The organism is Allobosea sp. P1_A7 (genome assembly GCF_056406775.1).
Genome location: NZ_JBFTZN010000202.1, coordinates 1 through 23,637, shown reverse-complemented (window position 1 = coordinate 23,637; position 23,637 = coordinate 1). Strand labels below are relative to the sequence as shown.

Below are 23,637 nucleotides of genomic sequence, written 5' to 3'. Positions count from 1 at the left end.
GCTCTGAGCGACGCCAGACATCAGCCGGGCGCAGGCCGCGCCCGGCATTTTCCCTTCAGACTGCGCCACCGGGCCGGATTGCCGCCCCAAGAGCCTGGGCGCGCCCGCGAGCCAGCCATGACCAGCGTCAAGCAGAACCCCACGCCCCGTCCCTCCAGCGCCTTCCTGACAGTCGATCCCGAGCGCGACGGCAAGCAAGTCGGCTTCGTCATGATTCCGCATTCGCCGCATGACGACGCCTGGGGCGCGACGCGGATCCCGATCGCGATCATCAAGAACGGCTCCGGCCCGACGGCGATCCTCGAAGGCGGCAACCATGGCGATGAATACGAGGGGCCGATCACGATCTGCGATCTGATTCGCGATCTCGATCCCGGCCGCGTGCAAGGCCGGCTGATCCTGATGCCGGCGAACAATTCGCACGCCGTCATCGCCGGCCAGCGGACGTCGCCGGTCGATGGCCTGAATTTCAACCGGACCTTCCCGGGCGACCCGCGCGGCACCATCACCCAGCAGATCGCAGCCTTTGTCAGCGACCATATCCTGCCGCTCGGCGACGCCTTCCTCGACCTGCATTCAGGCGGCTCCTCGCTCGACATCATCCCGAGCGCGATCGTCGAGCCGACCGACGATCCGGCGCTGCACGCGCGCAATGTCGCCGCAGTGCAGGCGTTCGACGCGCCGATGACGGTGGTGATCAGCAATCTCGGCGAGCCGCGCACCGCAACAGCAACAGCCTGCCGCAACGGGCTCGTCACCGTCGGCACCGAGATGGCGGGCGGCGGCACGGTTTCGCTGGAGGCGCTCAAGGTCTGCCGGCGCGGCGTTGCCAATGTGCTTGACCATCTCGGCATCGTCGCGCGCGACACCCCGGAGCCGAAGCGCGGCGAAGGCCAGATCCTCGAGCTGCCCGGCACCTCGGCCTATGTCTATGCCACCGTCGACGGCGTCTTCGAACCCTTCAACGCCAATGGCGCCAAGGTCAGTGCCGGCCAGCCGGCCGGCCGCATCCATTGCACCTGGGACCCGACCCGCCCGCCCGAGACGCTGCACTATGCCGCCGACGGCATCCTCTACGGCCGCCGCCAGCCCGGCCGCGTCCGGCCCGGCAATTGCTGCTTGATCGTGGCTGCGCCCTATCGCGGCGTGCTGTCGTAGCGGGGCGCGTCAGCTCTCCCGCCAAAACTCGCAATAGCGAGTGCCGGACTGCCAATGGGCGATGGCCACGCGAACATAGGCAATCGTGTTCTCCGGCAAGCCATCAATGGGGAACCAGGCCAGTTCGGCGCATTTCTCAGGCTCGGCATTGCGAAGCTCGCCCTGCCACCTGCGCGCCTCGAAGAAGAAATCCAGCCGCTCCTCGTCCTGCGATCGGTGGAGCACAGTTGCGAAGGTCAGGCTGGCCGGATCGATCTCGACGCCCGCCTCCTCCTTCGCTTCGCGCGCGGCCGCTGCTCGCAGCGGCTCGCTGCCGTCATGATGCCCGGAGACGAGACCGTAATTGCCGTCCTCGTAACCCGTGTTCGCGCGCCGCAGCAGCAGGAGTTCGCTCCCCCGCCGAAAGATCACATAGACTGACACGACCAGCTTGAACCGCTCCGGCTTGCCGGTGCTCTCTGCCCAGATCGACATCTAACGCACAGGCTCGACGACCTGCCAGGCCGATCCGGTATCGTAGAAGAAGCGCTCCTCGACGATGCGGTCGCCGCGCCAGCGCTGGATCGCGAGTTCTTCCAGCCGCCGCGTCACACCCTGCTTGTCGGTGGCATCGAAGATCCAGTGAATCACGACCCGGTCACCATCGACCAGCACGGCCCGGGCGGGATGTGTGTGCATCCGGTTGAGCCGGACGAGTGCCCTGGCCTCATGCGCCATCAATTCGTCGCGTCCGCGGCGCGGCTCGGCGCCGTTCTCCTGCATCGAAGCATCCTCGCAGTAGAAGTCGCGGATGGCGCCGACATGATCGCCACTCACGACGGCTGCGACAAAAGCCTCGACACGCTGGCGATCAGGCATGGTCAGTCTCCTCCGGATGATCCGTGCCGGCATTCATGCACGGCCTCAGGCGATCAACCAGAACTGCGCTGACAGCCTGAGTCAGGAGGACAAACGATCGCCAATCCGCGCAATCATGGCCATCGCGCCGGCCAGTTCCGCATCGGTGATATACTCCTCGGGCTTATGCGCCCTGTTCACGTCACCCGGCCCGCAGACGATTGCAGGGATGCCCGCGGCCTGAAAGAGCCCGGCCTCGGTACCGAAGCTGACGGCCTGCTGGCGCGGCTTCCCGCTGACGTCCTCGGTCAACCCGACCAACGGATCATCATCGGGCAGATCGAGCGGCGGATAGTCGCTCATCGTCTCGAAGCCGAAGACGACATTGTGCCCATCCGCGACAGCAGCAGCATGGATGCGCTCCGCCTCGCGCGGCAGGAGGGCAAGCAGTCCGGCCGGCTCCTGCCCAGCGATGGCGCGAGCCTCGACCTCGAAGACGCATTGCGCCGGAACAATGTTGATGCCGGTTCCCCCCTGCACCGTGCCGACCTGGATCGTGGAATAGGGCGGGGCAAAGCTGTCGGCGAAGGGGCCCTCCAGCGCATGCCGGCGCGCCTCGGCATGCACGGCAGCCATCAACTCCGCAGCGTAGTGAATGGCATTGTCGCCGAGATCGGTCCGCGACGAGTGCCCGGCCTTGCCCTCGACCGTGACGCGTTGAGCGATCTTGCCTTTGTGACGCAAGACGGGATGGAGATCGGTCGGCTCGCCGACGATGCAGCCAGCCGGCCGGGGGCAAAGCTCCGGAAGCCGCCCGATCAGGTGACGAACGCCGACGCAGCCGACCTCCTCGTCATAGGAGAGCGCGATGTGGACCGGCCGCGCCAGCCGGCGCGAGGTGAGATCCGGCACGCTCGCCAGCACGCTGGCCACAAACCCCTTCATGTCGACAGCGCCGCGCCCGATCAGGCGGTCGCCATTGCGGCGCAAGGCGAAGGGCTGTCCGACCCAGCCCTCGGGGGCAGCAGGCACGACGTCGAGATGGGCCGAGAGAATGATCCCGCCCGGCTCACGCGGTCCGATGGTGGCGAAGAGATTGGCGCGATCCCCTTCCGGCCCCGGGACGATGACGCTCTCGACGCCATGGCTCGCGAGGTATCGGCGGACATGTTCGATGATCGCCGCATTCGGCGTCCGGCAAACAGAGGGAAAGGCCACAAGATCGGCCAGAACCGTTTCGACAGTCGTCATGACAAGCCACGTGATTGAAGCGGCCATCGATCGGACCGCACAGGAGGGATAAGCGCAAATCTAGCAGAGGGGCAGCTCGCAATCCGTGCCCTTCTGGCACCCGGAGGCGCCCCATCCTGCCGGGATTGGCCCTGCCGCCGGCAGAATGTTCCGATCTTGCGGTCCGGGGCGAGAGAAGCCTCGCCCCGGACCGCGCATCGACCGCGGCCGTCAGTGCTCGCTGCTTACTTCTTATCGATGTTCCAGAACAGCATCACCGGTGCGGCCAGCACGCCTGAAATAGTGCTGCGGCGAGCATAGGGCTGGTCGAACTGACCGAGCACACGGTACGGCTGCACTTCCGTGAGTCGGCGATGCAACGCTTCGATCGCGAGCTTGCTGCTTGCCTCGTCCGGAGCATCGACGACAGCGCCACGCAGCCGTTCGGCCTCGGCATCGCAGGGCCAGCCCGCCCACGCCTTCTCGCAGCCCATATTGGTGCCGATATTGGTCATCGGCGACTGCATCGTCGCGCCCGACGCATAGGTGACGAACAGGTTCCAGCCGCCCTGATCCACGGTGCCACGATTCTGCTGGCGGGTGGTGACGGTGCCCCAATCGGCAAACTGGACATCGACATTGAAGCCGACCTCCTTGAGCGACTGCGCCGCAACCTCGGCCATGCGACCGATCGGGGCGATGTCGTTCGAGGTGCTCAGCACAAGCTTCTCGCCGTTGTAGCCGCTCTCGGCGAGCAGCTTCTTCGCGGTTGCAAGATCGGGCTTGGCATAGGCTTCGGAGCCGATTTCCGTTCCGTTTGGCCCGCCACAGACGAAATAGGCATTGCAGCGCTTCCACCACTCCTCGTCWCCGAACCCGGCGGCGAGGAAATCTGCCTGGTCCGTGGCATAGGCCAGGGCGAGCCTGGCCTTGGGATTGTTGAACGGCGGATAGAGGTGGTTCGGCCGCAGCATCACCTGGTTGGCGAGGTTCGAGTAGCGTTCGACCTTGACGTCGCGGGTCTTGGCGATGGTCGAGATCAGGTCCTGGCTCGGCTGCTCCCAGATATCGATCTCGCCGGTCTGGATCGCAGCGGCCGCCGTCGCGGCGTCCGGCATGATGATCCATTCGACGCGGTCGAGCTTGACGACGCGGCCTCCCGCCAGGCCGTCTGCCGGTTCCGAGCGCGGCACATAATCGGGGTTGCGATCGTAGACGACGCGCGCGCCGCTGCGCCATTCCGCCCGGTTGAAGCGGAAAGGGCCGCTGCCGATCGCTTCTGTGACCGGCTTCATCGGATCGCTCTTGGCATCGCTCTCGCGCATGATCACAGGGATCTGGCCGACCGCCGAGCCGAGTGCGAAAGGCACGAGTGCCATCGGCCGCTTCAGCTTCAGCGTGAAGGTCCGGTCGTCGACCGTCTCCAACCCTTCCGTATACTCGCCGAGCTTGCCGCCGATCGTGTCGCGCGCCATCCAGCGCTTGAGCGAAGCGATGACGTCGCGGGTCGTGACCGGCTGGCCATCATGGAACTTGAGGCCGGGCCGCAGCGTGAAACTCCAGGACAGCTTGTCGGGAGCAGTCGAAAAGCTCTCGACCATCTGCGGGTGCGGCTGCAGCTTTGAATCCCAGGCGAACAGCGTCTCGTAGATCATCAGCCCATGCATGCGGGTGATGACGATCGAAGCGGCAACGGGATCGAGCGTCTTGAGATCCGCATGCGGCGCGACACGCAAGGTGCGGCTCGGAGCCGGCTGGGCCTGTGCCTCGAAACCGAGCGTCAGCGACGCGGCGCAAAGCAACAATCCGGCAAGGCGGGAACGGATCATCGGGTACCTCCAACGTCGTCGACACGATCGAATTGCAGGACGCGCGCCCGATGGCTGTCGACGCGCAGGGAGCCGTCCGGCTGCAGCCACAAGCAAGGCCGGTGCCGCCAGGGACCATGAACAAGATCGGCGAGCGCGCGGCCTCCCGGCAAGGGGGTCAGCCGGGTGGTCATGCCGACCGGCTCGGCCCAGGGCCATTGTGCCGTGCCGTCCGCTTCAACGGTGATCTCGACGCCGAAGCTGCGCTCGCGCCAGCGGCCGACAAGGCGCGGGTCGAGCGGCGTGGCGGCCGGAACGCGCAGAAGACGACGCTCGACACCGCCGATCCGCGCCCGAATCTCGTCTTCGCCGAGCGTGCGGAGCTCGATGTCGAGATAGGAAGGCAGGCTTCTCAACCTGCCGTTCTCGCCGACGACGAGACGCTCATGCCCGCCCATGACGCCGATCGAGTCTCCAGCGAGCTCGGCCCAGAAGGACCCTTCCTCTCCGACATAGAGGCCGGTCGGCCCAGCCTTCGGTGCCTCGGGCAGCGCTTCGCCCAGAAGTGCCGCAAGCACGCGCAATGCCGGCCAGAGCACCTCCTCCTCGCGATTGCTCAGCACGACGACGCCGACACCATGCTCGGGCGCCATCAGGAAGTGGTTGCGGTAGCCCGTGAGTGATCCGCCATGGCCGATCACCGTGGTACCGAGAAGCGGAGTGCTGACCAGGCCGAGGCGGTAGCCGCTCTCGCGACCATCCGCGAACTGGCGCGGCGCGGTGAGCTTCTCGAACAGGCCGGCGAGCGGCCCGCGCCCGGCCATCAGATCGGACGCCCAGATCGCCAGGGCGGATGCGCTGCCGACAAGCCCACCCGAAGCAGAGAACTGGAAGCCGTAGCGTCCACGCCGCCAGTTCACGCCATCATGCCAGTAGCCCGTTGCGAGATCCGGCACGATCTCGCTCTCGTCCTCCGGGAAGACGAAAGGCAGGGCGAGAGGTCCGAACAGGCGCAGCCGCAGGGCTTCGCGATAGGTGATGCTGCGCTGGGCCGGCAGCACCGACTGCGCCAGCCGCCAGCCGGTATTGGAATAGGCCATCTCCTGGCCGGGTACGGCATTGATGCCCGGCAGGCGCTGAGCGAAACCGTGAATCTCAGGCGCGCTGAGGCTCGTGGTGTAGGGCACGCCGAGCTGCCACAGGGTCTCCATCATGTCCGGCAGGGCGCCGGTCATGTCGAGTGCACGCCCGAGAGGCACCGCGGCTATGGCCGCAGGCAACCCATCGAGCAGGCTGCCGAGCGGTGCGTCGAGTGCTATGTCCTCCAGCAGCAGCGTCGCCGCCATGAAATGCTTGCTGATCGAGGCCAGGCGATTGGGCGTATCCGCCGTGAAGGGTGTTTGCTGTTCCAGGCTGGCAAAACCGCCGGCGCTGGCTTCAAGCCGTCGCTCCGCATCGAAGATGACGACCGCACCACCGGGGCCAGCCTGATCGGCCCAGTTCTTCGTGATCGCGGCAGCTTCCGCCTTGGCCCGTGTCCAGTCCAGCATGATTTCTCCCTCGCTTTCCCGCTAGTGTTAGAGAGGCATCTGCAGACGACATAGGCCCTGCCACTGCATGGCAGGCACGCGGAAACCGTCGGTTAGCCGGAGCGCAGAACCGGACACCAGGCTGGGCCACATCACCGAACTAGGCGGCCTGGGCCCGCCAGCCCTGCAATTCGCGCCAGTTCGGTTCGAGTTGGGCGAAACGGGCGAGCTTAAAGGACGAGATGTCGGCAAAGGAGCAGGCTCCATCAACGACGAGATCCCGGATGGCGCGCCCGCTCGCAGGAGAGAGGCCGAACCCGACGCTCGACAGCGTCGCCACCACGACATTGTCGCGGGACGACAGGCGGTCGATCACTGGCCTGCCATCCGGTGTGTTCTCGATCACGCCGGCCCAGGAGCGAATGATGCGGGCATGCGCCGCCTTGGGCAGGAGTTCTGCCAGCCGGCGACCGATATGGCCCATCAACGGCGTCGAGGGCTTGGCTGGAGCCGCAAGATCCGGCACCTCCAGCCATTCATGCGGACCGCCGCCATAGGCAAGATTGCCGCGCAGGGTCTGGCGGCCATAGAGCCCGTTTCCGTCGACACCGCCATAGGGCATCAACGGCAGCGGCTCGGTGATGATCATCTCGGCACGGGCCGAGGCCATCGGCACCTCCTGATTGAGCATCGCGGACAGCCGGCCGGTCTGCGGACCAGCCGCGATCACGAGCTGATCGCAGGCGATCGGGCCGCGTTCCGTCTCCACTGCAACGACCCTCCCGCCTTGGCTGCGAAAGCCGGTGACGGCGCAATGCTGCAGGACACGGCCGCCATGGTCCTGCAGCGCCCAGGCATAGCCCTGCAGCGTGCGATGCGGATTGGCGTGCCCACCAAAATGATAGAAATAACCGCCGATCATCGTATCGCCCGCGAGCGGTACCAATTCACGAATCTGCCTGGGATCCAGGACCTCGGATTTGAAGCCTTGCCGCTCGGCATTGCGCAGGGCACGGCCATAAAGCGCCATCTGGTGCTCGCTGGACGCAAGACGGATGCGACTGGGCGCGAACTCGGTCGGATAGCCCAGCAGCACGTCCATTTGCGGCCAGAGCCGTTGCTCCTCGAAAAAGAGCGGCGAATGATGATGCGAGCAGCCGCCGCCATTGCGACCGGAAGCCTCCCAACCAATCATGCCCTTCTCGATGACGAGAACATCGACACCCTCGCGCGCCAGCCACCAGCCGGCGCTCAAGCCCGTGACGCCGCCACCGATGACGACGACCGAAGCTCCCTTGATCTCGCTCATCTCAACCTCGTTCACTCGCTCGCCACGGGGCCGGTCGCATCATTGGTCGCGACGGTGAAGAGCTCAGGCACGTCCCAGAACGGCCGCCATTGCGCGTGCATGCCAAACCAGGTGTCCCAATGCTCGGCCTGCTCGGGTGCTTCCGGCAACTGACCGGCCAGCGCCAGTGGAATCGGGCGGACCGGGGCGCGATAGCTCGCAAGCGGGATAGAGGACAGAGGCACCGCGCCGCCGAGCGCCAGCAGCGCCGCGACCTGCTCGCGGCAGCGGCGACCTTGGCACGGCCCCATACCGGCGCGTGTCAGGCGCTTGACCTGATCCGGATTGGGCGGGTCCTCGCCGAGCAGGGCCGCCAGCGAGCGGTCGTTGCGGCGTTCGTTCTGCCAGTCGAGATAGCGCGGCGGCCTGACCTCCAGGATCTCGCGCGCCGTAACGTCTTCGCATTGGCAGACATGCACCTCGCCACGCGCCTCGATGACGCTGGCGCGCACCCAGGCCAGGCGATAGGCGCCGAGATCATAGGTGGGCGGTTCGGGCGCGACAGCCGCCGGAATCGCCCGGTCGTCGGTGAGACCGAGCCTGTCCAGAATCGCCGCCACCGCCCGCTTCGCTTCATTCTCCGAGATTGTTCCGTCGCAGCTCTTGGCCGGCCAGATACCGGCACAGTCGCCGACCGCATAAATGCCCGGCCGAGAGGTAAGCTGGTCGATGTCGACGACCGGAGCATAGCCGCCACGCTCCGGCTGGAACGCGACGCGACAGCCGAGTGCGTCGAGAAGGTCGATCACCGGCGTCGCCCCGACGCCGAGCACGATGCTGTCGCAGGCGACGCGGCGCTCGGCACCAATTGCGCGCCCCTCGGCATCGATCGCTGCAATGACAGCCGTCTCGACCCTCTCGCGCCCGCTTGCTTCGTGGACAACATGGCCGGTGAGTATCTCAGTCCCGCCATCACGGAGGGCCGCGACAAGATCCGCAGAGCCGACCGTCCCCCCTGCCTGCTCAACGAGTGCGGCGATCGCGACGCCGGTCTCGCGCAGAGCCAGCGCGGCGGCCAGCGTCTCCGTCGTAGAGCCAAGCATGACGATCCGGCGCGGCTCGAGCGCGCCATACCGCGTCGCGAGCGAGACCGCTGCGGTCGCCCCCATCACACCGGGCTTCTCCCATCCGGGAAAGGCGAGCCCCATGTCGCGGCGGCCCGCAGCCACGATGACGTGGTCGGCCCCGACAAGCCAGGAGCGCTCCTCGTCCATCAACCCCGCCACGGTGCCCGGCAGCCAGGAGACACCCGGTCCATTGCCGTAAAGCCCCCAGCAGGCAGTACCGAGACGCAGGTCGACTCCTGCCTCGAAGGCGGCCTCGATCAGCGGTTCAGAGGCGATAAAGGCTTCCGTCATGGCGTTGCGGTTGCGCGCCTCGCCAGCCATGCCCTGCCCGTAATGCAGCGGCACCTCGTCGCCCATCGTCCTGAACGGAACCGGGTTCTCCTCGACAAGGATCACGGACAAGCCCAGCTCGGCCGCCTCGATCGCAGCCGTGAGCCCTGCCCGCCCGCCGCCGATGACCAGGAGCTGGGCGCGCTCCTCAACATGCAGTTCCTTGCCGGCCACGGATTTTGGATCGAGAGGATGCTGAGAAGACATGGTGCGCGTCTCCGGGACATATGGCGGTCATTGTTCCTCGCCGGCCTCCGGGCCGACAGGTCGTGTACGGCGGGCGCTTGCCCCGATGCGACAAGGCCGCAGATCTGGGTCAGAGAACCTTGTCCAGAAAGCTCCTGGTGCGATCCTCCCGCGGATTGCCGAAGAGCTCGGCGGGAATGTCGTGCTCCACGATCAATCCCCCGTCTGTGAAATAGACATGGTCGGCCACCTCGCGCGCAAAGCCCATCTCATGGGTGACCAGGATGCAGGTCATGCCCTCGGCCGCGAGGTCCTGGATCGTCACCAGCACCTCCTTCTTGGTCTCGGGGTCGAGTGCGGCGGTGACCTCGTCGAACAACATCACCTTGGGGTTCATCGCCAGTGACCGCGCGATCGCGACGCGCTGCTGCTGGCCGCCTGAGAGTTCGCCGGGATAAGCCAGGAGTTTCTGCGAGAGGCCGACCTTGGCAAGGAGGCGGCGCGCCCGCTCCTCKACGACTGCCTTGTCCTGCTTCAGCACATGGATCGGCGCCATCATCACGTTCTGAAGCGCGGTCTTGTGAGGGAAGAGGTTGTATTGCTGGAAGACGATGCCGACATCGCGGCGCAATGACAACTTGTCGAGGTTTGCGTCGTTGACCTCGCGGCCGGCGACCTTGATCGAGCCCTTGCTGATCGGCACCAGCCCGTTGATGCAGCGCAGCAATGTCGATTTGCCCGAGCCGGACGGGCCGATGATGCAGACGGTCTCGCCGCGCCTGACGGTGAGGCTGACATCCTTCAGCACCGGGAAGCTGCCGAAGGATTTCTCGACGCCCGCGACCACGACCACAGGCTCGCCCAGTTGATGACGGCTTGCCATGGTCAGGCTTTCACGTTGAAGCGGCGCTCAAGCGCCAGCGTCGCTCGCGCGATCGGGTAGCAATAGGCGAAGAACATCAGGAGCAGCAGCAGATACATCGGGATCATCAGTTCCGGACGGCTCTCGGCGACGAGTGCCGCGCGGGTAATGGTCAGCCCGTCCTGGATGCCGACGACGGAGATCAGCGTCGTTGCCATGGTCAGGATGGCGTAAAGGTTCATCCAGGGTGGAATCATCCGCTTGAAGGCCTGGGGCAGGATGATCATCCAAGTCCGATGATCGCCTTGACCCAGGCTGGAAAGGCGATCGTGAAGCCGAACAGCCGGAACTCGAAGGGCAACAGGAACATCGCGTAGAACAGCAGGACCAGCCAAGGCGCATTGCGGAAGAACTGTGTCACGCCCCAGGCGGTCTTGCGCACCGCGGAGACCAGCGAGACCTGTGCAATGCCGACGAGCACGCCGATGACTGTGCCGAGCGCCATTGAAAGGAAGCTGATCAGGATATTGAACAGGAAGCCCTGAAAGATCAGCGGCGCCCAGCGTACCAGCACCGTCACCGCGCTTTCGCCAACGGGTCGCGCTGTGACCTGGGCAAGAGCCAGCGAAGCGCCGAAAAGAATCGCGAAAGCGGCGAGCATGCCGCCTCCAAGCATCGTCGGCCCAGCGAGACCCGTGGGAGCGATCGGCGCAGGTGCGCGGAAGGGCTTGAGGACCGGCAGGTCGGTTGTGCCGTTCCTCATGTTGAATATCCCGGGATGCGCATCGCCTTCTCCCAGCGCCCCATGATCCAGACCAGTACGGCGACCAGAGCGACATAGGTGACGAGCAGAACGTTCATCATCTCGCGGACATTGAACATCTCGGACCAGATCTGCGAGGCGGCGTAGAGCAGCTCCGGTACGCCGATGGCGTAGGCCAGTGTCGTCGTCTTCACCAGGTTGATCAGGTTGTTGTTCAGCGCAGGCAGGCAGATGCGGAAGGCGAGTGGCAGCACGACATGGCGGTAGAGTTGCAGGCGGGTATAGCCCAGCGACTCCGCGGCCTCGACGGTCGTCGACGGCACCGCCTCGATGCCGGCGCGAAAAATCTCGACATTGAAGGCTCCGGCGAAGAGCGAGAAGGCGATGATCGCCCAGCCCGTGCCGGAGACCAGAGGAGACTGGCCGCCGGAGCCATCGCTCACCGTCGGCAKCAGGCCCGCCACCGCGAAGTAGAAGAAGGAGAGCTGGACCAGCGGCGGTGTGTTGCGGAAGAACTGCACGTAGCCGCGCACCACGAGCCGGCCGAGACGCGAATTACCGCCGGCGAGCCAGACACCGATCAGGCCGAGCACCATCGACGCGATGATCGAGACGACACAGATATAGGTCGTCGTCCACAGTCCGGTCAGGAAACGCGACCGGTCGAACGCATCGTAGAAGACCGAGAAATTCAGTCCGTGCGTATCGTTCAGCCACTGGAAATAGGAGGCGATCACACTGACGAACCTTCAAGAACATGCGCCGTCATGGCCGGGACTGACCGGACCATCTCGGAAACCAGCGCCTCCCCGTCATTCTCGGATCTGCGCTTCGCTGCGTCCGGGAGTGACGGCAAGAATCGACGAATCCGACTCCTCTACGAGGCCGACTTCAACTTCTTGTTGGTCTCGATCAGGTATGGGCTCTGCTTGATGCCCCATTTGCTCTCGAGTTCGAGCAGCTTGCCGCTCTTGTGCCAGTCGACCGACATCTCCTTGATGAGCTTGCCGAAGGGTCCGTCCATGTCCTCGAGACGAATGCCGATGGCCCAGAGCTGCGGATCCTCGGAAACGAGCGGCATCTCGTAATTGGCCCATTTCGGATCGCCGCCGGCGAGCGTCGAGACGATCAGCGTGTCGTCGAACAGGAAGGCGACACAGTTGTTGCCCTGCAGAGCGTTCAGCGCATCCGGCACGGAGGGAAAAACGACGAGTTCGGGCGCATAGAGCTGCGTGACGCGGCGGTTGTAATAGGCCCCCTGCACGCCGCAGACTTTACGCCCCTTCAAGTCCTCCCACTTCTTCAGGTTGGCGGTCTTGAGAGCCAGCACATTGGTCGCTCCAGCATAGTAGTTCGGCTCGACCATGCCGACGATCTTGCGGCGGTCGGGCGTGTCCCCCATCGTCGCCAGCACCATGTCGATCCGGCCCTGCTTCAGGAATTCCATGCGGTTGGCCGCGATGACCGGAAGCATTTCCAGCTTCACGCCAATCTTGTCGGCGACCGCCTGTGCGAGATCGATCTCGAGCCCGACGATCTTGCCGGACGGCTCAAGGAAGCCCCAAGGCTTGTAGTCGTTCTTCACGCCGACGGTAAGGACGCCTTTTTCCTTGATCTTGGCGAGCGAGTCCTGAGCGAGCGCGGGCAAAGCCGCGAGCATGGCGGCGCAGGCAAGCGCCAGCGTGAAGGTGCGTTTCATGGCATCCGATCCCCATTGTTTTGTTGGGACCTAGAGTTCCGGTCTCCGCCCATTTGGAATTGTCGTGATGCGACGGTTTTTTGACATTCAGCGTCAAACCGCTGGCCGGTATGGGGCTCGCTCGCCCCGCGGCGGATGGTGGAAGCGGGCCCGGTAGGCACGGGAAAAATGGCTCGCGCTGGAAAAGCCGCAGGCCAGCGCGACTTCCAGCACCGACAGGCTGGTCTGGCGCAGGAGATGGCGAGCTCGTTCCAGCCTGAGGCCGAGATAATGCTCGCCGAGCGAGCGCCCGAGATGCAAGCGGAACAGCCGCTCGAGCTGGCGCAGCGAGACTCCGGCGGTGCGGGCGAGTTCACCGCGCGACAGAGGCGCCTCAAGGTTCTGCTCCATGCGCCCGACGACGCGCAGCAGCGGGGCATGGCTGACGCCAAGCCGCTCGCGCAGCGGCATGCGCTGCGGCCCCTCGCCCTCTCGGACATGGGTCTGCAGGAACCATTCGCTGACCGCAAGCGCGAGCTCGCTGCCGTGCTCGCGTGCGATGACGGCATGCATCATGTCGAGTGGAGCGGTGCCCCCGCTCGACGTCAGACGGTCACGATCGATCTCGTAGAGCGAGCGCCGCACGTCGAGATCGGGGTAATCCTCGATGAAAGCCGGCGCATGCTCCCAATGGATGGTGAACCGGTAGCCGGAGAGCACATTGGCTCGGGCCAGGATATAGGGGCCGCCCGATACGCCGCCGAGCTTGACGCCGCGGCGAGCAAGCTGCCGCAGCCAGGCGAAGGTCGGCTGGTGCTGGAAGGCGGCAGGGTTCCCGCCAGCGCAAACGAAGACGTAATCCAAGCGGGCATCATCGCCGACAGCGAAATCGGCATGGATGCTGACCCCATTTGAGGCCGGTGCGGGCGCTCCATCGATGGAGACATGGCTCCAGCGGTAGAGGCTCTGCCCCGAGAGCCGATTCGCCGCGCGCAGGGGCTCGATTGCCGAGGCATAGGCAAGCAGGGCGAAATCCGGAATCAGCAGGAAGCCGACATGGGCCGGCGCCTCTTCTTCGCGCCTGTCGTTACTGGTCAAGATCGCGTCGCTGATGGTCATGTCCGCCAGACTATGTCCGTCAATCTCAGGATGACAAGCCCGGCGCGAATTCCTGTCCGGCATAGACGTCCCGGGTGCCCCGATGCGCTATTCGATATTCTCCCTCGCCGCACAGACGCTCAAGGGTCATCGCGGCTGGACACCGACCTGRCGCGATGCGGCGCCGAAGGCCGAATACGACGTCCTGGTCATCGGCGGAGGCGGCCATGGGCTGGCGACGGCCTATTACCTCGCAAGCCAGCATGGCATCACGAATGTCGCGGTCATCGAGAAGGGTTATATCGGCTCCGGCAATGTCGGGCGGAATACGACGATCATCCGCTCCAACTATCTCCTGCCCGGCAATACCCCGTTCTACGAATGGTCGCTGAAGCTCTGGGAGGGGCTGGAGCAGGACATCAACTACAACGCGATGGTCAGCCAGCGCGGCGTGCTGAACCTCTACCACTCCGACCCCCAGCGCGACGCCTATGCCAGGCGCGGCAATGCCATGCGGCTCGCCGGCGTCGATGCAGAATTGCTCGACCGCGAGCAGGTCCGCGCCATGGTGCCCTTCCTGAACTACCGGGATGGCCGCTTCCCGATCCAGGGCGGTCTGCTGCAGCGCCGTGGCGGCTCCGTCCGGCATGATGCCGTCGCCTGGGGCTACGCCCGCGCCGCCGACCAGCGCGGCGTCGATATCGTGCAGAATTGCGAAGTCACCGGCCTGACGATCGAAGGCGGCCGCATCATCGGCGTCGAGACGACGCGCGGCGCGATCAGGGCCAGGAAGGTCGCGCTTGCGGTCGCCGGCAATTCCTCGCGGCTCGCCGGGATGGCCGGGATGCGACTGCCGATCGAAAGCCACGTGCTGCAGGCCTTCGTCTCGGAAGGCGTGAAGCCCCTCATCGACAATGTCGTCACCTATGGCGCCGGCCATTTCTACATCAGCCAGTCCGACAAGGGCGGGCTCGTCTTCGGTGGCGATATCGATGGCTACAATTCCTACGCCCAGCGCGGCAACCTGCCGGTGATCGAGGACGTGATGGAATCGGCCATGGCCTTGTGGCCGGGCCTTGGCCGCATCCGCATGCTGCGCCACTGGGCGGCATCATGGACATGTCGATGGACGGCTCGCCGATCATCGACCACACCCCGGTCCAGGGACTCTATCTCAATGCCGGCTGGTGCTATGGCGGGTTCAAGGCGACGCCGGCCTCGGGCTGGTGTTAACCTGCACTGAGCCGGCTCAGGAACCTTTCTCCATGCGCATCACATGTCCCCACTGCGGCGCCCGCGACGTCCAGGAATTCACCTATCTCGGCGATGCCAACCCGCAACGGCCCGAGGGAATGGCAACGACGGAAGCGGCGATGCACGACTATGTCTATCAGCGCGACAACCCGGCCGGGCGGCATCGCGAGCTCTGGTATCACGGCGCCGGCTGCCATGCCTGGCTGGTCGTGACGCGCGACACGAGGACCCACGCCATCGAGACCGTCGAGACGGCCAGGGCGCGCGCCACGGGAGATAGGGCATGAGCGCGAAGCAGCCCTTCCGCCGCGGCGATGGCGGCCTGATCGACAGGGCGAACGTCGTCAGCTTCCGCTTCGACGGCCGTTCCTATCAGGGCTATGCCGGCGACACCCTTGCTGCCGCCCTTCTGGCCAATGGCGTGCGCCTCGTCGGCCGATCCTTCAAGTACCACCGGCCCCGCGGCATCCTTTCGGCAGGTCCAGAGGAGCCGAATGCACTCGTCGAACTGCGCGCCGGCGCGCGCCGCGAGCCCAATACGCGAGCGACCGTGGCAGAGCTCTATGACGGGCTCGAGGCGCAGAGCCAGAACCGCTGGCCGTCGCTCGATTTCGACATCCTTTCGATCAACTCGCTGCTCGCGCCGGCGCTGACCGCGGGCTTCTACTACAAGACCTTCATGTGGCCGGCTGCCTTCTGGGAAAAACTCTACGAGCCGCTGATCCGCCGCGCCGCCGGCCTTGGCCGCGCCGCCATGGAGGACGATCCCGACCATTACGAGAAAGCGTTCGCCTTTTGCGACGTCCTCGTCATTGGCGGTGGGCCGGCCGGGATCTCTGCCGCGCTGGCGGCCGGCCGCAGCGGCGCCCGCGTCATCCTGTGCGATGAGGATTTTCGACCGGGCGGCCGGCTGATCGCCGACAAGCGCGAGATCGACGCCCGCGCCGGCTCCGAATGGGTCGCCGACGCGCTGGCGGAACTCGCCAGCCTTCCCGATGTCCGGATCATGACACGCACGACAGTGTTTGGCGTCTATGATCACGGCATCTACGGCGCTGTCGAACGCGTCTGCGACCATCTGCCGGTGCCAGCCGCGTATCAGCCACGTCAGCGCTCCTGGCGCATCAGCGCCAAACGGGCGGTGCTGGCGGCCGGCGCGATCGAACGGCCTGTCGTCTTTGCCGGCAACGACACACCCGGCGTCATGCTGGCAGGTGCGGTGCGGACCTATCTCAATCGCTACGCCGTACTGCCCGGGCGCGAGGCGGTGGTCTTCACGGCCGGCGACGATGGCTGGGCCACGGCCCGTGATCTGGCCGCTGCCGGCGCGAAGGTCGTAGCGATCGTCGATCCGCGTCCGCAGGTGGATTCGGCATTGGTCGCACTCGGAAACGCGATCGGCGCGCGCGTCTTCGCCGGCAGCGCGGTCAGCCGCGCCTCCGGCGGCAAGGCCCTCAAGCAGGTCACGATCCGCGACGCGTCCGGCCGCGAGACAAGCCTTGCCTGCGAACTGCTTGCCGTCTCGAATGGCTGGAACCCGACGCTGCACCTGACCTCGCATCAGAACACGCGGCCGATCTGGGACGAGGCGATCCAGGCCTTCGTGCCGGGCACGATGCCGGCCGGGCTCAGCGCCGCCGGCAGCGCTGCCGGGCATTTCAGCCTGGCGCAGGCACTGGCGGACGGCGCCCGCCTCGGCAGCGAAGCTGCGGCCGATTGCGGTTTCGCGGCGAAGCCGCTGGCGTCCGCAGCGAAGACCGATCCTGAAGCGGTCTCGGTTTCTCCGCTCTGGCGGGTCAAGGGCGGCAAGGGCAAGGCTTTCGTCGATTTCCAGAACGACGTGACCGATACCGATGTCGAGCTGGCGGCGCGCGAGGGGTTCCGACCGGTCGAACACCTGAAGCGCTACACCACGCTCGGGATGGCGACCGACCAGGGCAAGACCTCGAATATCTCCGGCCTCGCGATCATGGCCGAGCAAACGGGCAAGACCATTCCCGAGACGGGGACGACGATCTTCCGGCCGCCCTATACGCCGGTCGCCATCGGTGCGCTTGCCGGACACCATCGCGGCCCGGATTTCCGGCCGATGCGGCTGGCGCCCACCCATCAATGGTCGAAGGACCAGGGCGCCGTCTTCGTCGAGACCRGGCTGTGGCTGCGCGGGCAGTATTATCCGAAAGCAGGTGAGGACCACTGGCTGACCACCGTCAATCGCGAGGTGCTCGCCGTGCGCAATGGCGTCGGCATCTGCGACGTCTCGACCCTCGGCAAGATCGACATCCAGGGCGATGATGCCGCCGAGTTCCTGGAGCGGGTCTATATCAATGGCTGGAAGGCCTTGCCCGTAGGCAAGGCGCGCTATGGACTGATGCTGCGCGAAGACGGTTTCGTCATGGATGACGGCACGACCTCGCGCTTGGCCGAGACGCATTTCCTGATGACGACCACCACGGCGAACGCCGCCAAGGTGATGCAGCATCTCGAATTCTGCCATCAGGTGCTCTGGCCGACGCTCGATGTCCGCATGGTCTCAGTCTCGGAGCAGTGGGCGCAGGCCGCGGTTGCGGGACCGAAGGCCCGCGATGTTCTGCGCGGCGTCGTCGATGCGCAACACGATCTCTCGAACGAAGCTTGTCCCTATCTCGCGGCGCGCAGCATCACGGTCGGCGGCGGCATCCCGGCGCGGCTGTTCCGGATCTCCTTCTCGGGCGAGCTCGCCTATGAGCTCGCCGTTCCGGCCGATCATGGCCATCCGATGATGAGCGCCCTGATGGCGGCCGGTGCACGGTACGGTATCACGCCCTATGGCACCGAGGCGCTCGGCGTGATGCGCATCGAGAAGGGCCATGTCGCGGGCAACGAACTCAACGGCCAGACCACAGCCCGCGATCTTGGCCTGGGCCGGATGATGTCCGCCAAGAAGGATTTTGTCGGTCGCGTCATGGCCGGGCGCGAAGCCCTGATCGAACCGGATCGTCCCGCCCTGGTCGGCTTCAGGCCGGTGGAAATCGGGCAACGACTGCGAGCCGGCGCGCATTTCATCGGCCTCGGCAAGCCTGCGTCGATGGAGCATGACGAGGGCTACATGACCTCGGTCGCCTATTCCCCGGTTCTGAAGCACTGGATCGGCCTCGGTCTCTTGAAGAATGGCCCGAAACGCATCGGCGAACGCATCCGCGCCGTCGATCCGGTGCGCAACGGCGATATCGTCCTCGAAATCTGCAATCCGGTCTTCGTCGATCCCGAAGGAGCGCGCCTCCATGGCTGACGCCGTGACAACTGCCTGGACGCCACGCGGCTCCTGGGCCGGCATTCTGGCCTCGGGCGCCTTTGGTGCCGCCGGGCAGCCCGGCATCACGATCGAGGCGCGCGACGGCCTCGGCATCGCCAGCCTGATTGTTGGGGAGGGGCGGGATGAGATGCTCGCGCAGGCGCTCCAGCGCCACATCGGACTCGGCCTGCCGGTGACGCCGCGCATCATCTCCAGCGCGAGCCACAGTCTGGTCTGGGCCGGCCCGGATCAGTGGCATCTGATCGCGACGGATCGGAACGGTTTCGATGAGCTGCTGCGCGATCTCGCGCCGCTCGCCGCCGTCTCCGACCAGTCCGACGGGCGGGCTGCGCTGCGGCTTTCCGGACCGAAGCTGCGCGAGACGCTGGCGAAGGGCTGCATGCTCGATCTGCACCCTTCCGTCTTCCCCGCCGGTGCCGCCGCCTTGACAAGCATCGCTTATATGGGTGTGCATCTCTGGCGGATCACTGACGATCCGGAATCCGGTGACGCCGTTTTCGAGATCATGGTCGCACGCARCATGGCAGGCAGTTTCTGGTCCTGGCTTTCCGCCTCCGCGGCGGAGTTCGGCTGCAGGGTGTCGGCAACGGGACGAGGTTGAGCGCAGCGCGTCGCGCGCCCTCCAACCCGAAACCCGTCCCATTGTCCCAGCGAAGGGCCGCCCCTCGAACGGCGGCATCAGCCATGTCCGACCGCATTTCGATCCTCACCCTTTCCTGCCCCGACCGTCCCGGCATCGTCGCCGCCGTCTCGACGCTGCTGTTCGAGGCCGGCTGCAACATCCGAGACGCACAGCAGTTCGACGACACCGAAACGGGCCGCTTCTTCATGCGCGTCGTCTTCGAGCGCCTCGCCGAGAGCAGGTCGCACGCCGAGATCACGGAAGCCTWCGGGGAACTGTCCCGGCGCTTCGCCATGGATTTCACGCTGCGCGAGCAGCATGTGCGGAAGCGCGTGATGCTGCTGGTCTCAAAATTCGACCACTGCCTCGCCGACCTGCTCTATCGCTGGCGCATCGGCGAGCTGCCGATGGAGATCGCCGGCATCATCTCTAACCACGGTCGCGACAGCATCGCCTCGACCGATATCGGTGACCTGCCCTTCCATCATTTGCCGATCACCCGACAGACCAAGATGGAGCAGGAGGCCCAGATCTGGCAGCTCGTACAGGAGGCCCGGACCGATCTCGTCGTGCTTGCGCGCTATATGCAGGTCCTGTCGGACGGGCTCTCGGCCAAGCTGCTTGGTCGCTGCATCAATATCCATCATTCCTTCCTGCCCGGTTTCAAGGGCGCCAAGCCCTACCATCAGGCGCATGAGCGCGGCGTGAAGCTGATCGGCGCGACCGCCCATTACGTGACGCCCGATCTCGATGAGGGCCCGATCATCGAGCAGGATGTCGAGCGCATCTCGCATCGCGACACGCCCGACGCGCTGGTGCGCAAGGGCCGCGATATCGAGCGGCGGGTGCTGGCGCGCGCCGTCCTGCATCATCTCGAGGACCGCGTCGTTCTGAACGGCAAGAAGACCGTCGTCTTCACCGACTGAGGTCGCCGCGATCGGGGCGATCAACGCCCGGGTCGTCTCAATCGCTGTCATCATCCCTGGCGACGGAACCGACGCCAGGGATGATGACAGCGGGTTTCCAGCCATCCGCGGCTGGGAGGCGTGGCATTTCTGCTTGCTGTTGCGCCACGCGGGCGGCAAGGAAGGATCGATGGCATCGTCACCTCTCCATCGTCTGGCAGCCGCCATCGGCCGCGTTGCTGCGCTGCCGCTACGAGGCCTGATCTCGTTCCTGATCCTGTTCGACGAGCTCGCGCGCCCGCTCTACCGCCCGGCCATTCGCTGGCTGTCGGAACGGCGGTTCGTGGCACGCGCCGAGGCGGCGATCGCCCGCATGCCGCGCTTTGCGATCCTGGCGCTGCTGGCAGCGCCGTTCGCGGTCGTCGAGCCTCTCAAGCTCGTCAGCCTCATCGTGATCGCGCGCGGCCATGTGATCAGCGGCCTGATCATGCTCGGGCTGGCGTATCTGGCGAGCTTCGTGATCGTCGAGCGCATCTACAATGCCGGCCGAAAGAAGCTCCTCACCATCGGCTGGTTCGCGCGCGGAATGGCTGTCATCACCGATTTGCGTGCGCGCACGCTGGACTGGGTGAGGCGCAGTCCGATCCATGCCTTTATGCTGCGCACGCGCGACGCCGTCCGTTCATGGTGGCGCGCACGACGGATCTGATCCCTTCAGGTCAGGAGACCTTACGCGCGAGCACGAACAAGGCCCCGGTGGCAAGCAAGGACAGCAACACCATGAGCCCCGCCGTTGGCATCAGGCCAGCCCGCTCGATCAAGACCGCACAGACAAGCGGCGCCGCCGCCTTGACCACCAGCCCCGGCGCCGAGAGCTTGCCGAGCATCGCGCCGTATCCCGCCGGGCCGAAAAGCTGGAGCGGCACGGTTCCACGTACGATCGAACTCAGTCCGACGCTGATCCCGTAGGCGATCGCAAAGAGACCGGCGAGCACTGCGGTCGTCTGGCCCGTCATCAACAGGACGAAACCGAGCGGCATCATCGCCGCCGAAACCCATGCCGTGGTCATCGGCGAGAGAGAAGCGCCGAACAGCATCTCCGCCAGCCGCCCGGCGACCTGGGCAGGGCCGACCATGGCACCGATGCCGACCGCGACTGCGGCGCTCAGGCCTAGCCCCTGCAATATGCTCAGCAGATGCACCGACATGGCCGAAACGACGAAGCCCTGCAGCGAGAAGGCGAGAGCGAGCAGAACAAAGGCGAGCCGGCGCGCCTCGCCTTCGAGATAATCGGCATGGAGCAACGCCGGCACGCTCGCGGCATGCCCGCGCTCTGCGGCTCGTTTGACACGCCCTGGCAGCCCAAGGAGATGCAAGGGCACGCAGAGCCCTAGCTGCAGCAGGCCGTAGAACCGGTAGATCTCGCGCCAGTCGAACTGCGCGAGCAGCGCCGTCGTCAGGGGCCAGAAGATCGTCAAGGCAAAGCCACCGATCAGAGTGAGCTGGCTGATCGAGCGCCGCGCACCGGCACCGCGCGACTGCGTCAGTGCCGCAAAGGCGGCGTCGTAGAAGACCATGGTCGAGACCATGCCAAGGGCAATCATCGCCGCGAAATAGCTCGGGCCGCCGCTTGCCTCGGCGAGCGCCAGCAGTGCCAACCCGGCAAGGGCCGAACCGATCGTCATCACCAGGCGTGCTCCTCGACGGTCCACCTGCCGGCCGACGGCGGGAGCAACGACACCGCCGGCAAGAAGGCTCGCGGCGAACCCGGCATAGGTCCATTCAGGAGCCCATCCGAAGCTTGCGGTCATATTCCGGGCCAGCACCGCGAAGGCATAGTAGAGGCAGCCATAGCCGGCGACCTGTGTCACGCCGAGGGTGAGGATGAGGCCGAGCCCGCGCCCCGTCGAGGGCACCGGCAAGGGCGAAGGCAGGCTCGGCATCGAGATCAGGTCATCCGGCAGACGGCATCACGGGGTGCGACCGGATGACCATTCTTCGACTCGCGGCCGGAGACAACGCCATCCTGCGAATACCTGAGCAGACATCATCGGCATGGGCGAACGAACGACCGGTCGGCAGCGGCGACGCGATAAAGTGTTACGCCGGGCTGCGGCGCCCCTGACCGCGAACCGCCCAAACAATCGTTACAACTCGGCACAACCACAATCTTTATCTTTGACATTCGCGTTGTTAGTGGCCAGTAACGCGCCCATAGAAGTATTCATAGATTAGATTTTTTCTAAATTAATAGTACAACTATTGCCTACCCTCTTGAAATGAACCGCCCACCATTCTGACAGCAGAGAGCCAACCGGTATGAGTGCCCAGGACGAGCCCCGCCGCAGTACAGCCACGACCACCCTCGCTGGTCGGGCAAAACGCAGCGCAGCGGGCAGCCTGCTGTTGGCACTGTCCCTCACAATTGGCCCCGCAATCGGAACAAGCTTCGCGCAGGCGCCAGCAAGCGCGCCGACCACCCAGCAGCCGGCGCCCCCCCCAGCCGCGACGACCGCGCCTGCGACGCCGGCGCCGAACATGGCCGCAAGCCCGAGCGGCGCCCATGAACAGACGGCTGTTTCCCAGCAGCTGCCGGCACCGCAAGCTCCCGCCCCGGTCGCCGCTGCTGCGCTTCCTCATGACCTTTCGCCCTGGGGCATGTTCATGGCGGCGGACATCGTCGTTAAGGCGGTGATGCTCGGGCTTGCCTTCGCATCGCTGGCGACCTGGACGATCTGGCTCGCCAAGAGCCTGGAGCTGATGGCTGCCAAGACCAGGGCGCGGCTGGCCGCACGCCGGCTGGACGAGGCGGACAGCCTCGAGATCGCCGCCGAGAGGATCTCTGCCGGCCATGCACGACGCAGCGTCGTCGCCGAGCTGGTTCAGGCCGCTCGCGATGAAGTCCGCCGTTCGGCTGATCTCTCGGATGACGGCATCAAGGAGCGCGTTGCGATCGCGTTGTCACGGCGCGAGGCGCGTGCCGGCCGGGATATGGCGAAGGGCACCGGCCTGCTCGCGACGATTGGTTCGACCGCCCCCTTTGTCGGCCTGTTCGGCACCGTCTGGGGCATCATGAACTCCTTCATCGGCATCTCTCAGTCGAAGACCACCAATCTCGCCGTGGTCGCGCCCGGCATCGCCGAAGCCCTGCTGGCGACTGCGATCGGCCTCGTCGCGGCGATCCCCGCCGTCATCATCTACAATGTCTTCTCGCGCTCGATCGCAGGCTACCGCGCCGTGCTGTCGGACGCCTCGGGCGACGTCCTGCGCCACCTCTCGCGCGACCTTGAGCGCGCGCGGCGTGCGGCGCAGCGTCCCGGCCGCTCGCTGCATGCGGTGCCGCCGCTGATGTCGGCGGAGTGAACGATGGCCGTTTCGCTCAAGGATCCGCAGGACGGCGATCTGGCGGAAGTCTCCGAGATCAACGTCACGCCCTTCATCGACGTGATTCTCGTGCTGCTGATCATCTTCATGGTCGCGGCCCCGCTCTCCACCGTCGACGTCGCCGTCGATCTGCCCGTCTCCAACGCGCAGCCGCAGCCGCGGCCCGAGAAGCCCGTCTTCCTTACCGTGAAGGGCGATCTCTCGCTCGCGCTCGGCAACGACCCCGTCCCGCGCGAAGCGCTGCAGAGTGTCCTCTACCGGCAAACCAGCAGCGACCGTGAGC

The 23,637-nt window shown here is 65.7% G+C and carries 22 protein-coding genes and 1 pseudogene; 9 read left to right on the top strand and 14 right to left on the bottom strand.

Features of this window, described 5'->3' with window-relative positions:
• Nucleotides 1-117: 117 nt before the first annotated feature.
• Complete coding sequence (locus AC1D34_RS27020) at nucleotides 118-1,158, top strand: succinylglutamate desuccinylase/aspartoacylase family protein (RefSeq protein ID WP_476825862.1); 1,041 nt, start codon at nucleotides 118-120, stop codon at nucleotides 1,156-1,158.
• 9 nt (nucleotides 1,159-1,167) lie between these two features.
• Here the strand turns inward: AC1D34_RS27020 and AC1D34_RS27015 are convergent, their stop codons facing one another.
• The 13 genes from AC1D34_RS27015 to AC1D34_RS26955 all read right to left on the bottom strand — a co-directional run bounded on the left by AC1D34_RS27015 (nucleotide 1,168) and on the right by AC1D34_RS26955 (nucleotide 13,915).
• Entirely contained in the window at nucleotides 1,168-1,632 is a 465-nt protein-coding gene (locus AC1D34_RS27015; protein ID WP_476825861.1) for an NUDIX hydrolase, read from the bottom strand.
• On the bottom strand, nucleotides 1,633-2,016 hold the full coding sequence (locus AC1D34_RS27010) for a nuclear transport factor 2 family protein (RefSeq protein ID WP_441507525.1): 384 nt from the start codon (nucleotides 2,014-2,016) through the stop codon (nucleotides 1,633-1,635).
• A gap of 81 nt (nucleotides 2,017-2,097) precedes the next feature.
• Entirely contained in the window at nucleotides 2,098-3,246 is a 1,149-nt protein-coding gene (gene argE / locus AC1D34_RS27005; protein ID WP_476825860.1) for an acetylornithine deacetylase, read from the bottom strand.
• 224 nt (nucleotides 3,247-3,470) lie between these two features.
• Nucleotides 3,471-5,054 (bottom strand): ABC transporter substrate-binding protein, encoded by a 1,584-nt coding sequence (locus tag AC1D34_RS27000; protein ID WP_476825859.1) that lies wholly within the window; start codon nucleotides 5,052-5,054, stop codon nucleotides 3,471-3,473.
• Complete coding sequence (locus AC1D34_RS26995; RefSeq protein ID WP_476825858.1) at nucleotides 5,051-6,583, bottom strand: serine hydrolase domain-containing protein; 1,533 nt, start codon at nucleotides 6,581-6,583, stop codon at nucleotides 5,051-5,053. Before AC1D34_RS26995 ends, AC1D34_RS27000 begins: the two co-directional genes overlap by 4 nt.
• A 139-nt stretch (nucleotides 6,584-6,722) precedes the next feature.
• Nucleotides 6,723-7,871, bottom strand: a complete 1,149-nt coding sequence (locus tag AC1D34_RS26990; protein ID WP_476825857.1) for an NAD(P)/FAD-dependent oxidoreductase — start codon at nucleotides 7,869-7,871, stop codon at nucleotides 6,723-6,725.
• Between the two features lie 11 nt (nucleotides 7,872-7,882).
• Nucleotides 7,883-9,514, bottom strand: a complete 1,632-nt coding sequence (locus AC1D34_RS26985) for an FAD-dependent oxidoreductase (RefSeq protein WP_476825856.1) — start codon at nucleotides 9,512-9,514, stop codon at nucleotides 7,883-7,885.
• A gap of 109 nt (nucleotides 9,515-9,623) precedes the next feature.
• The gene (locus AC1D34_RS26980) at nucleotides 9,624-10,376 is read right to left on the bottom strand and encodes an amino acid ABC transporter ATP-binding protein (RefSeq protein WP_476825855.1); all 753 of its coding nucleotides are present in this window, start codon (nucleotides 10,374-10,376) and stop codon (nucleotides 9,624-9,626) included.
• A 2-nt stretch (nucleotides 10,377-10,378) separates the two neighbouring features.
• The gene (locus AC1D34_RS26975) at nucleotides 10,379-10,642 is read right to left on the bottom strand and encodes a hypothetical protein (protein ID WP_476825854.1); all 264 of its coding nucleotides are present in this window, start codon (nucleotides 10,640-10,642) and stop codon (nucleotides 10,379-10,381) included.
• A complete protein-coding gene (locus AC1D34_RS26970; protein WP_476825853.1) occupies nucleotides 10,639-11,118 on the bottom strand; it encodes an ABC transporter permease subunit in 480 nt (159 codons plus the stop codon). Before AC1D34_RS26970 ends, AC1D34_RS26975 begins: the two co-directional genes overlap by 4 nt.
• Nucleotides 11,115-11,855: an amino acid ABC transporter permease gene (locus AC1D34_RS26965; RefSeq protein WP_476825852.1), complete on the bottom strand. Its 741-nt coding sequence runs from the start codon at nucleotides 11,853-11,855 to the stop codon at nucleotides 11,115-11,117. Before AC1D34_RS26965 ends, AC1D34_RS26970 begins: the two co-directional genes overlap by 4 nt.
• Before the next feature lie 140 nt (nucleotides 11,856-11,995).
• Entirely contained in the window at nucleotides 11,996-12,817 is an 822-nt protein-coding gene (locus tag AC1D34_RS26960) for a transporter substrate-binding domain-containing protein (protein ID WP_476825851.1), read from the bottom strand.
• A 93-nt stretch (nucleotides 12,818-12,910) separates the two neighbouring features.
• On the bottom strand, nucleotides 12,911-13,915 hold the full coding sequence (locus AC1D34_RS26955) for a GlxA family transcriptional regulator (RefSeq protein ID WP_476825850.1): 1,005 nt from the start codon (nucleotides 13,913-13,915) through the stop codon (nucleotides 12,911-12,913).
• 82 nt (nucleotides 13,916-13,997) lie between these two features.
• Between AC1D34_RS26955 and AC1D34_RS26950 the strand changes: the two are divergent.
• The 6 genes and pseudogenes from AC1D34_RS26950 to AC1D34_RS26925 all read left to right on the top strand — a co-directional run.
• Nucleotides 13,998-15,124: pseudogene (locus AC1D34_RS26950) on the top strand (sarcosine oxidase subunit beta family protein); the annotation flags it as partial.
• 35 nt (nucleotides 15,125-15,159) lie between these two features.
• Nucleotides 15,160-15,435: a sarcosine oxidase subunit delta gene (locus AC1D34_RS26945; protein ID WP_441507516.1), complete on the top strand. Its 276-nt coding sequence runs from the start codon at nucleotides 15,160-15,162 to the stop codon at nucleotides 15,433-15,435.
• A complete protein-coding gene (locus tag AC1D34_RS26940; protein ID WP_476825849.1) occupies nucleotides 15,432-18,419 on the top strand; it encodes a sarcosine oxidase subunit alpha family protein in 2,988 nt (995 codons plus the stop codon). Before AC1D34_RS26945 ends, AC1D34_RS26940 begins: the two co-directional genes overlap by 4 nt.
• Nucleotides 18,412-19,044: a sarcosine oxidase subunit gamma gene (locus AC1D34_RS26935; protein ID WP_476825848.1), complete on the top strand. Its 633-nt coding sequence runs from the start codon at nucleotides 18,412-18,414 to the stop codon at nucleotides 19,042-19,044. Before AC1D34_RS26940 ends, AC1D34_RS26935 begins: the two co-directional genes overlap by 8 nt.
• 83 nt (nucleotides 19,045-19,127) lie before the next feature.
• Entirely contained in the window at nucleotides 19,128-19,991 is an 864-nt protein-coding gene (gene purU, locus AC1D34_RS26930) for a formyltetrahydrofolate deformylase (RefSeq protein ID WP_476825847.1), read from the top strand.
• Between the two features lie 169 nt (nucleotides 19,992-20,160).
• Complete coding sequence (locus AC1D34_RS26925) at nucleotides 20,161-20,679, top strand: hypothetical protein (protein ID WP_441490338.1); 519 nt, start codon at nucleotides 20,161-20,163, stop codon at nucleotides 20,677-20,679.
• Between the two features lie 10 nt (nucleotides 20,680-20,689).
• On the opposite strand, the gene AC1D34_RS26920 is transcribed toward AC1D34_RS26925, so the two are convergent.
• Complete coding sequence (locus tag AC1D34_RS26920) at nucleotides 20,690-21,913, bottom strand: MFS transporter (RefSeq protein WP_441490339.1); 1,224 nt, start codon at nucleotides 21,911-21,913, stop codon at nucleotides 20,690-20,692.
• Between the two features lie 376 nt (nucleotides 21,914-22,289).
• Between AC1D34_RS26920 and exbB the strand changes: the two genes are divergently transcribed.
• The gene (exbB, locus tag AC1D34_RS26915; RefSeq protein WP_441490340.1) at nucleotides 22,290-23,333 is read left to right on the top strand and encodes a tonB-system energizer ExbB; all 1,044 of its coding nucleotides are present in this window, start codon (nucleotides 22,290-22,292) and stop codon (nucleotides 23,331-23,333) included.
• Nucleotides 23,334-23,336: 3 nt separating this feature from the next.
• On the top strand, nucleotides 23,337-23,637 hold a 301-nt coding region (locus tag AC1D34_RS26910), incomplete at its 3' end, for a biopolymer transporter ExbD (protein ID WP_476825846.1).

Excerpts from the sequence above, each read along its gene's own strand:
- AC1D34_RS27020 (WP_476825862.1), top strand. The coding sequence starts at position 118 with ATGACCAGCGTCAAGCAGAACCCCACGCCCCGTCCCTCCAGCGCCTTC.
- AC1D34_RS27015 (WP_476825861.1), bottom strand. The coding sequence starts at position 1,632 with ATGTCGATCTGGGCAGAGAGCACCGGCAAGCCGGAGCGGTTCAAGCTG.
- AC1D34_RS27010 (WP_441507525.1), bottom strand. The coding sequence starts at position 2,016 with ATGCCTGATCGCCAGCGTGTCGAGGCTTTTGTCGCAGCCGTCGTGAGT.
- argE (WP_476825860.1), bottom strand. The coding sequence starts at position 3,246 with ATGACGACTGTCGAAACGGTTCTGGCCGATCTTGTGGCCTTTCCCTCT.
- AC1D34_RS26995 (WP_476825858.1), bottom strand. The coding sequence starts at position 6,583 with ATGCTGGACTGGACACGGGCCAAGGCGGAAGCTGCCGCGATCACGAAG.
- AC1D34_RS26990 (WP_476825857.1), bottom strand. The coding sequence starts at position 7,871 with ATGAGCGAGATCAAGGGAGCTTCGGTCGTCGTCATCGGTGGCGGCGTC.
- AC1D34_RS26985 (WP_476825856.1), bottom strand. The coding sequence starts at position 9,514 with ATGTCTTCTCAGCATCCTCTCGATCCAAAATCCGTGGCCGGCAAGGAA.
- AC1D34_RS26975 (WP_476825854.1), bottom strand. The coding sequence starts at position 10,642 with ATGATCATCCTGCCCCAGGCCTTCAAGCGGATGATTCCACCCTGGATG.
- AC1D34_RS26970 (WP_476825853.1), bottom strand. The coding sequence starts at position 11,118 with ATGAGGAACGGCACAACCGACCTGCCGGTCCTCAAGCCCTTCCGCGCA.
- AC1D34_RS26960 (WP_476825851.1), bottom strand. The coding sequence starts at position 12,817 with ATGAAACGCACCTTCACGCTGGCGCTTGCCTGCGCCGCCATGCTCGCG.
- AC1D34_RS26955 (WP_476825850.1), bottom strand. The coding sequence starts at position 13,915 with ATGACCATCAGCGACGCGATCTTGACCAGTAACGACAGGCGCGAAGAA.
- AC1D34_RS26945 (WP_441507516.1), top strand. The coding sequence starts at position 15,160 with ATGCGCATCACATGTCCCCACTGCGGCGCCCGCGACGTCCAGGAATTC.
- AC1D34_RS26925 (WP_441490338.1), top strand. The coding sequence starts at position 20,161 with ATGGCATCGTCACCTCTCCATCGTCTGGCAGCCGCCATCGGCCGCGTT.
- AC1D34_RS26920 (WP_441490339.1), bottom strand. The coding sequence starts at position 21,913 with ATGCCGAGCCTGCCTTCGCCCTTGCCGGTGCCCTCGACGGGGCGCGGG.
- exbB (WP_441490340.1), top strand. The coding sequence starts at position 22,290 with ATGAGTGCCCAGGACGAGCCCCGCCGCAGTACAGCCACGACCACCCTC.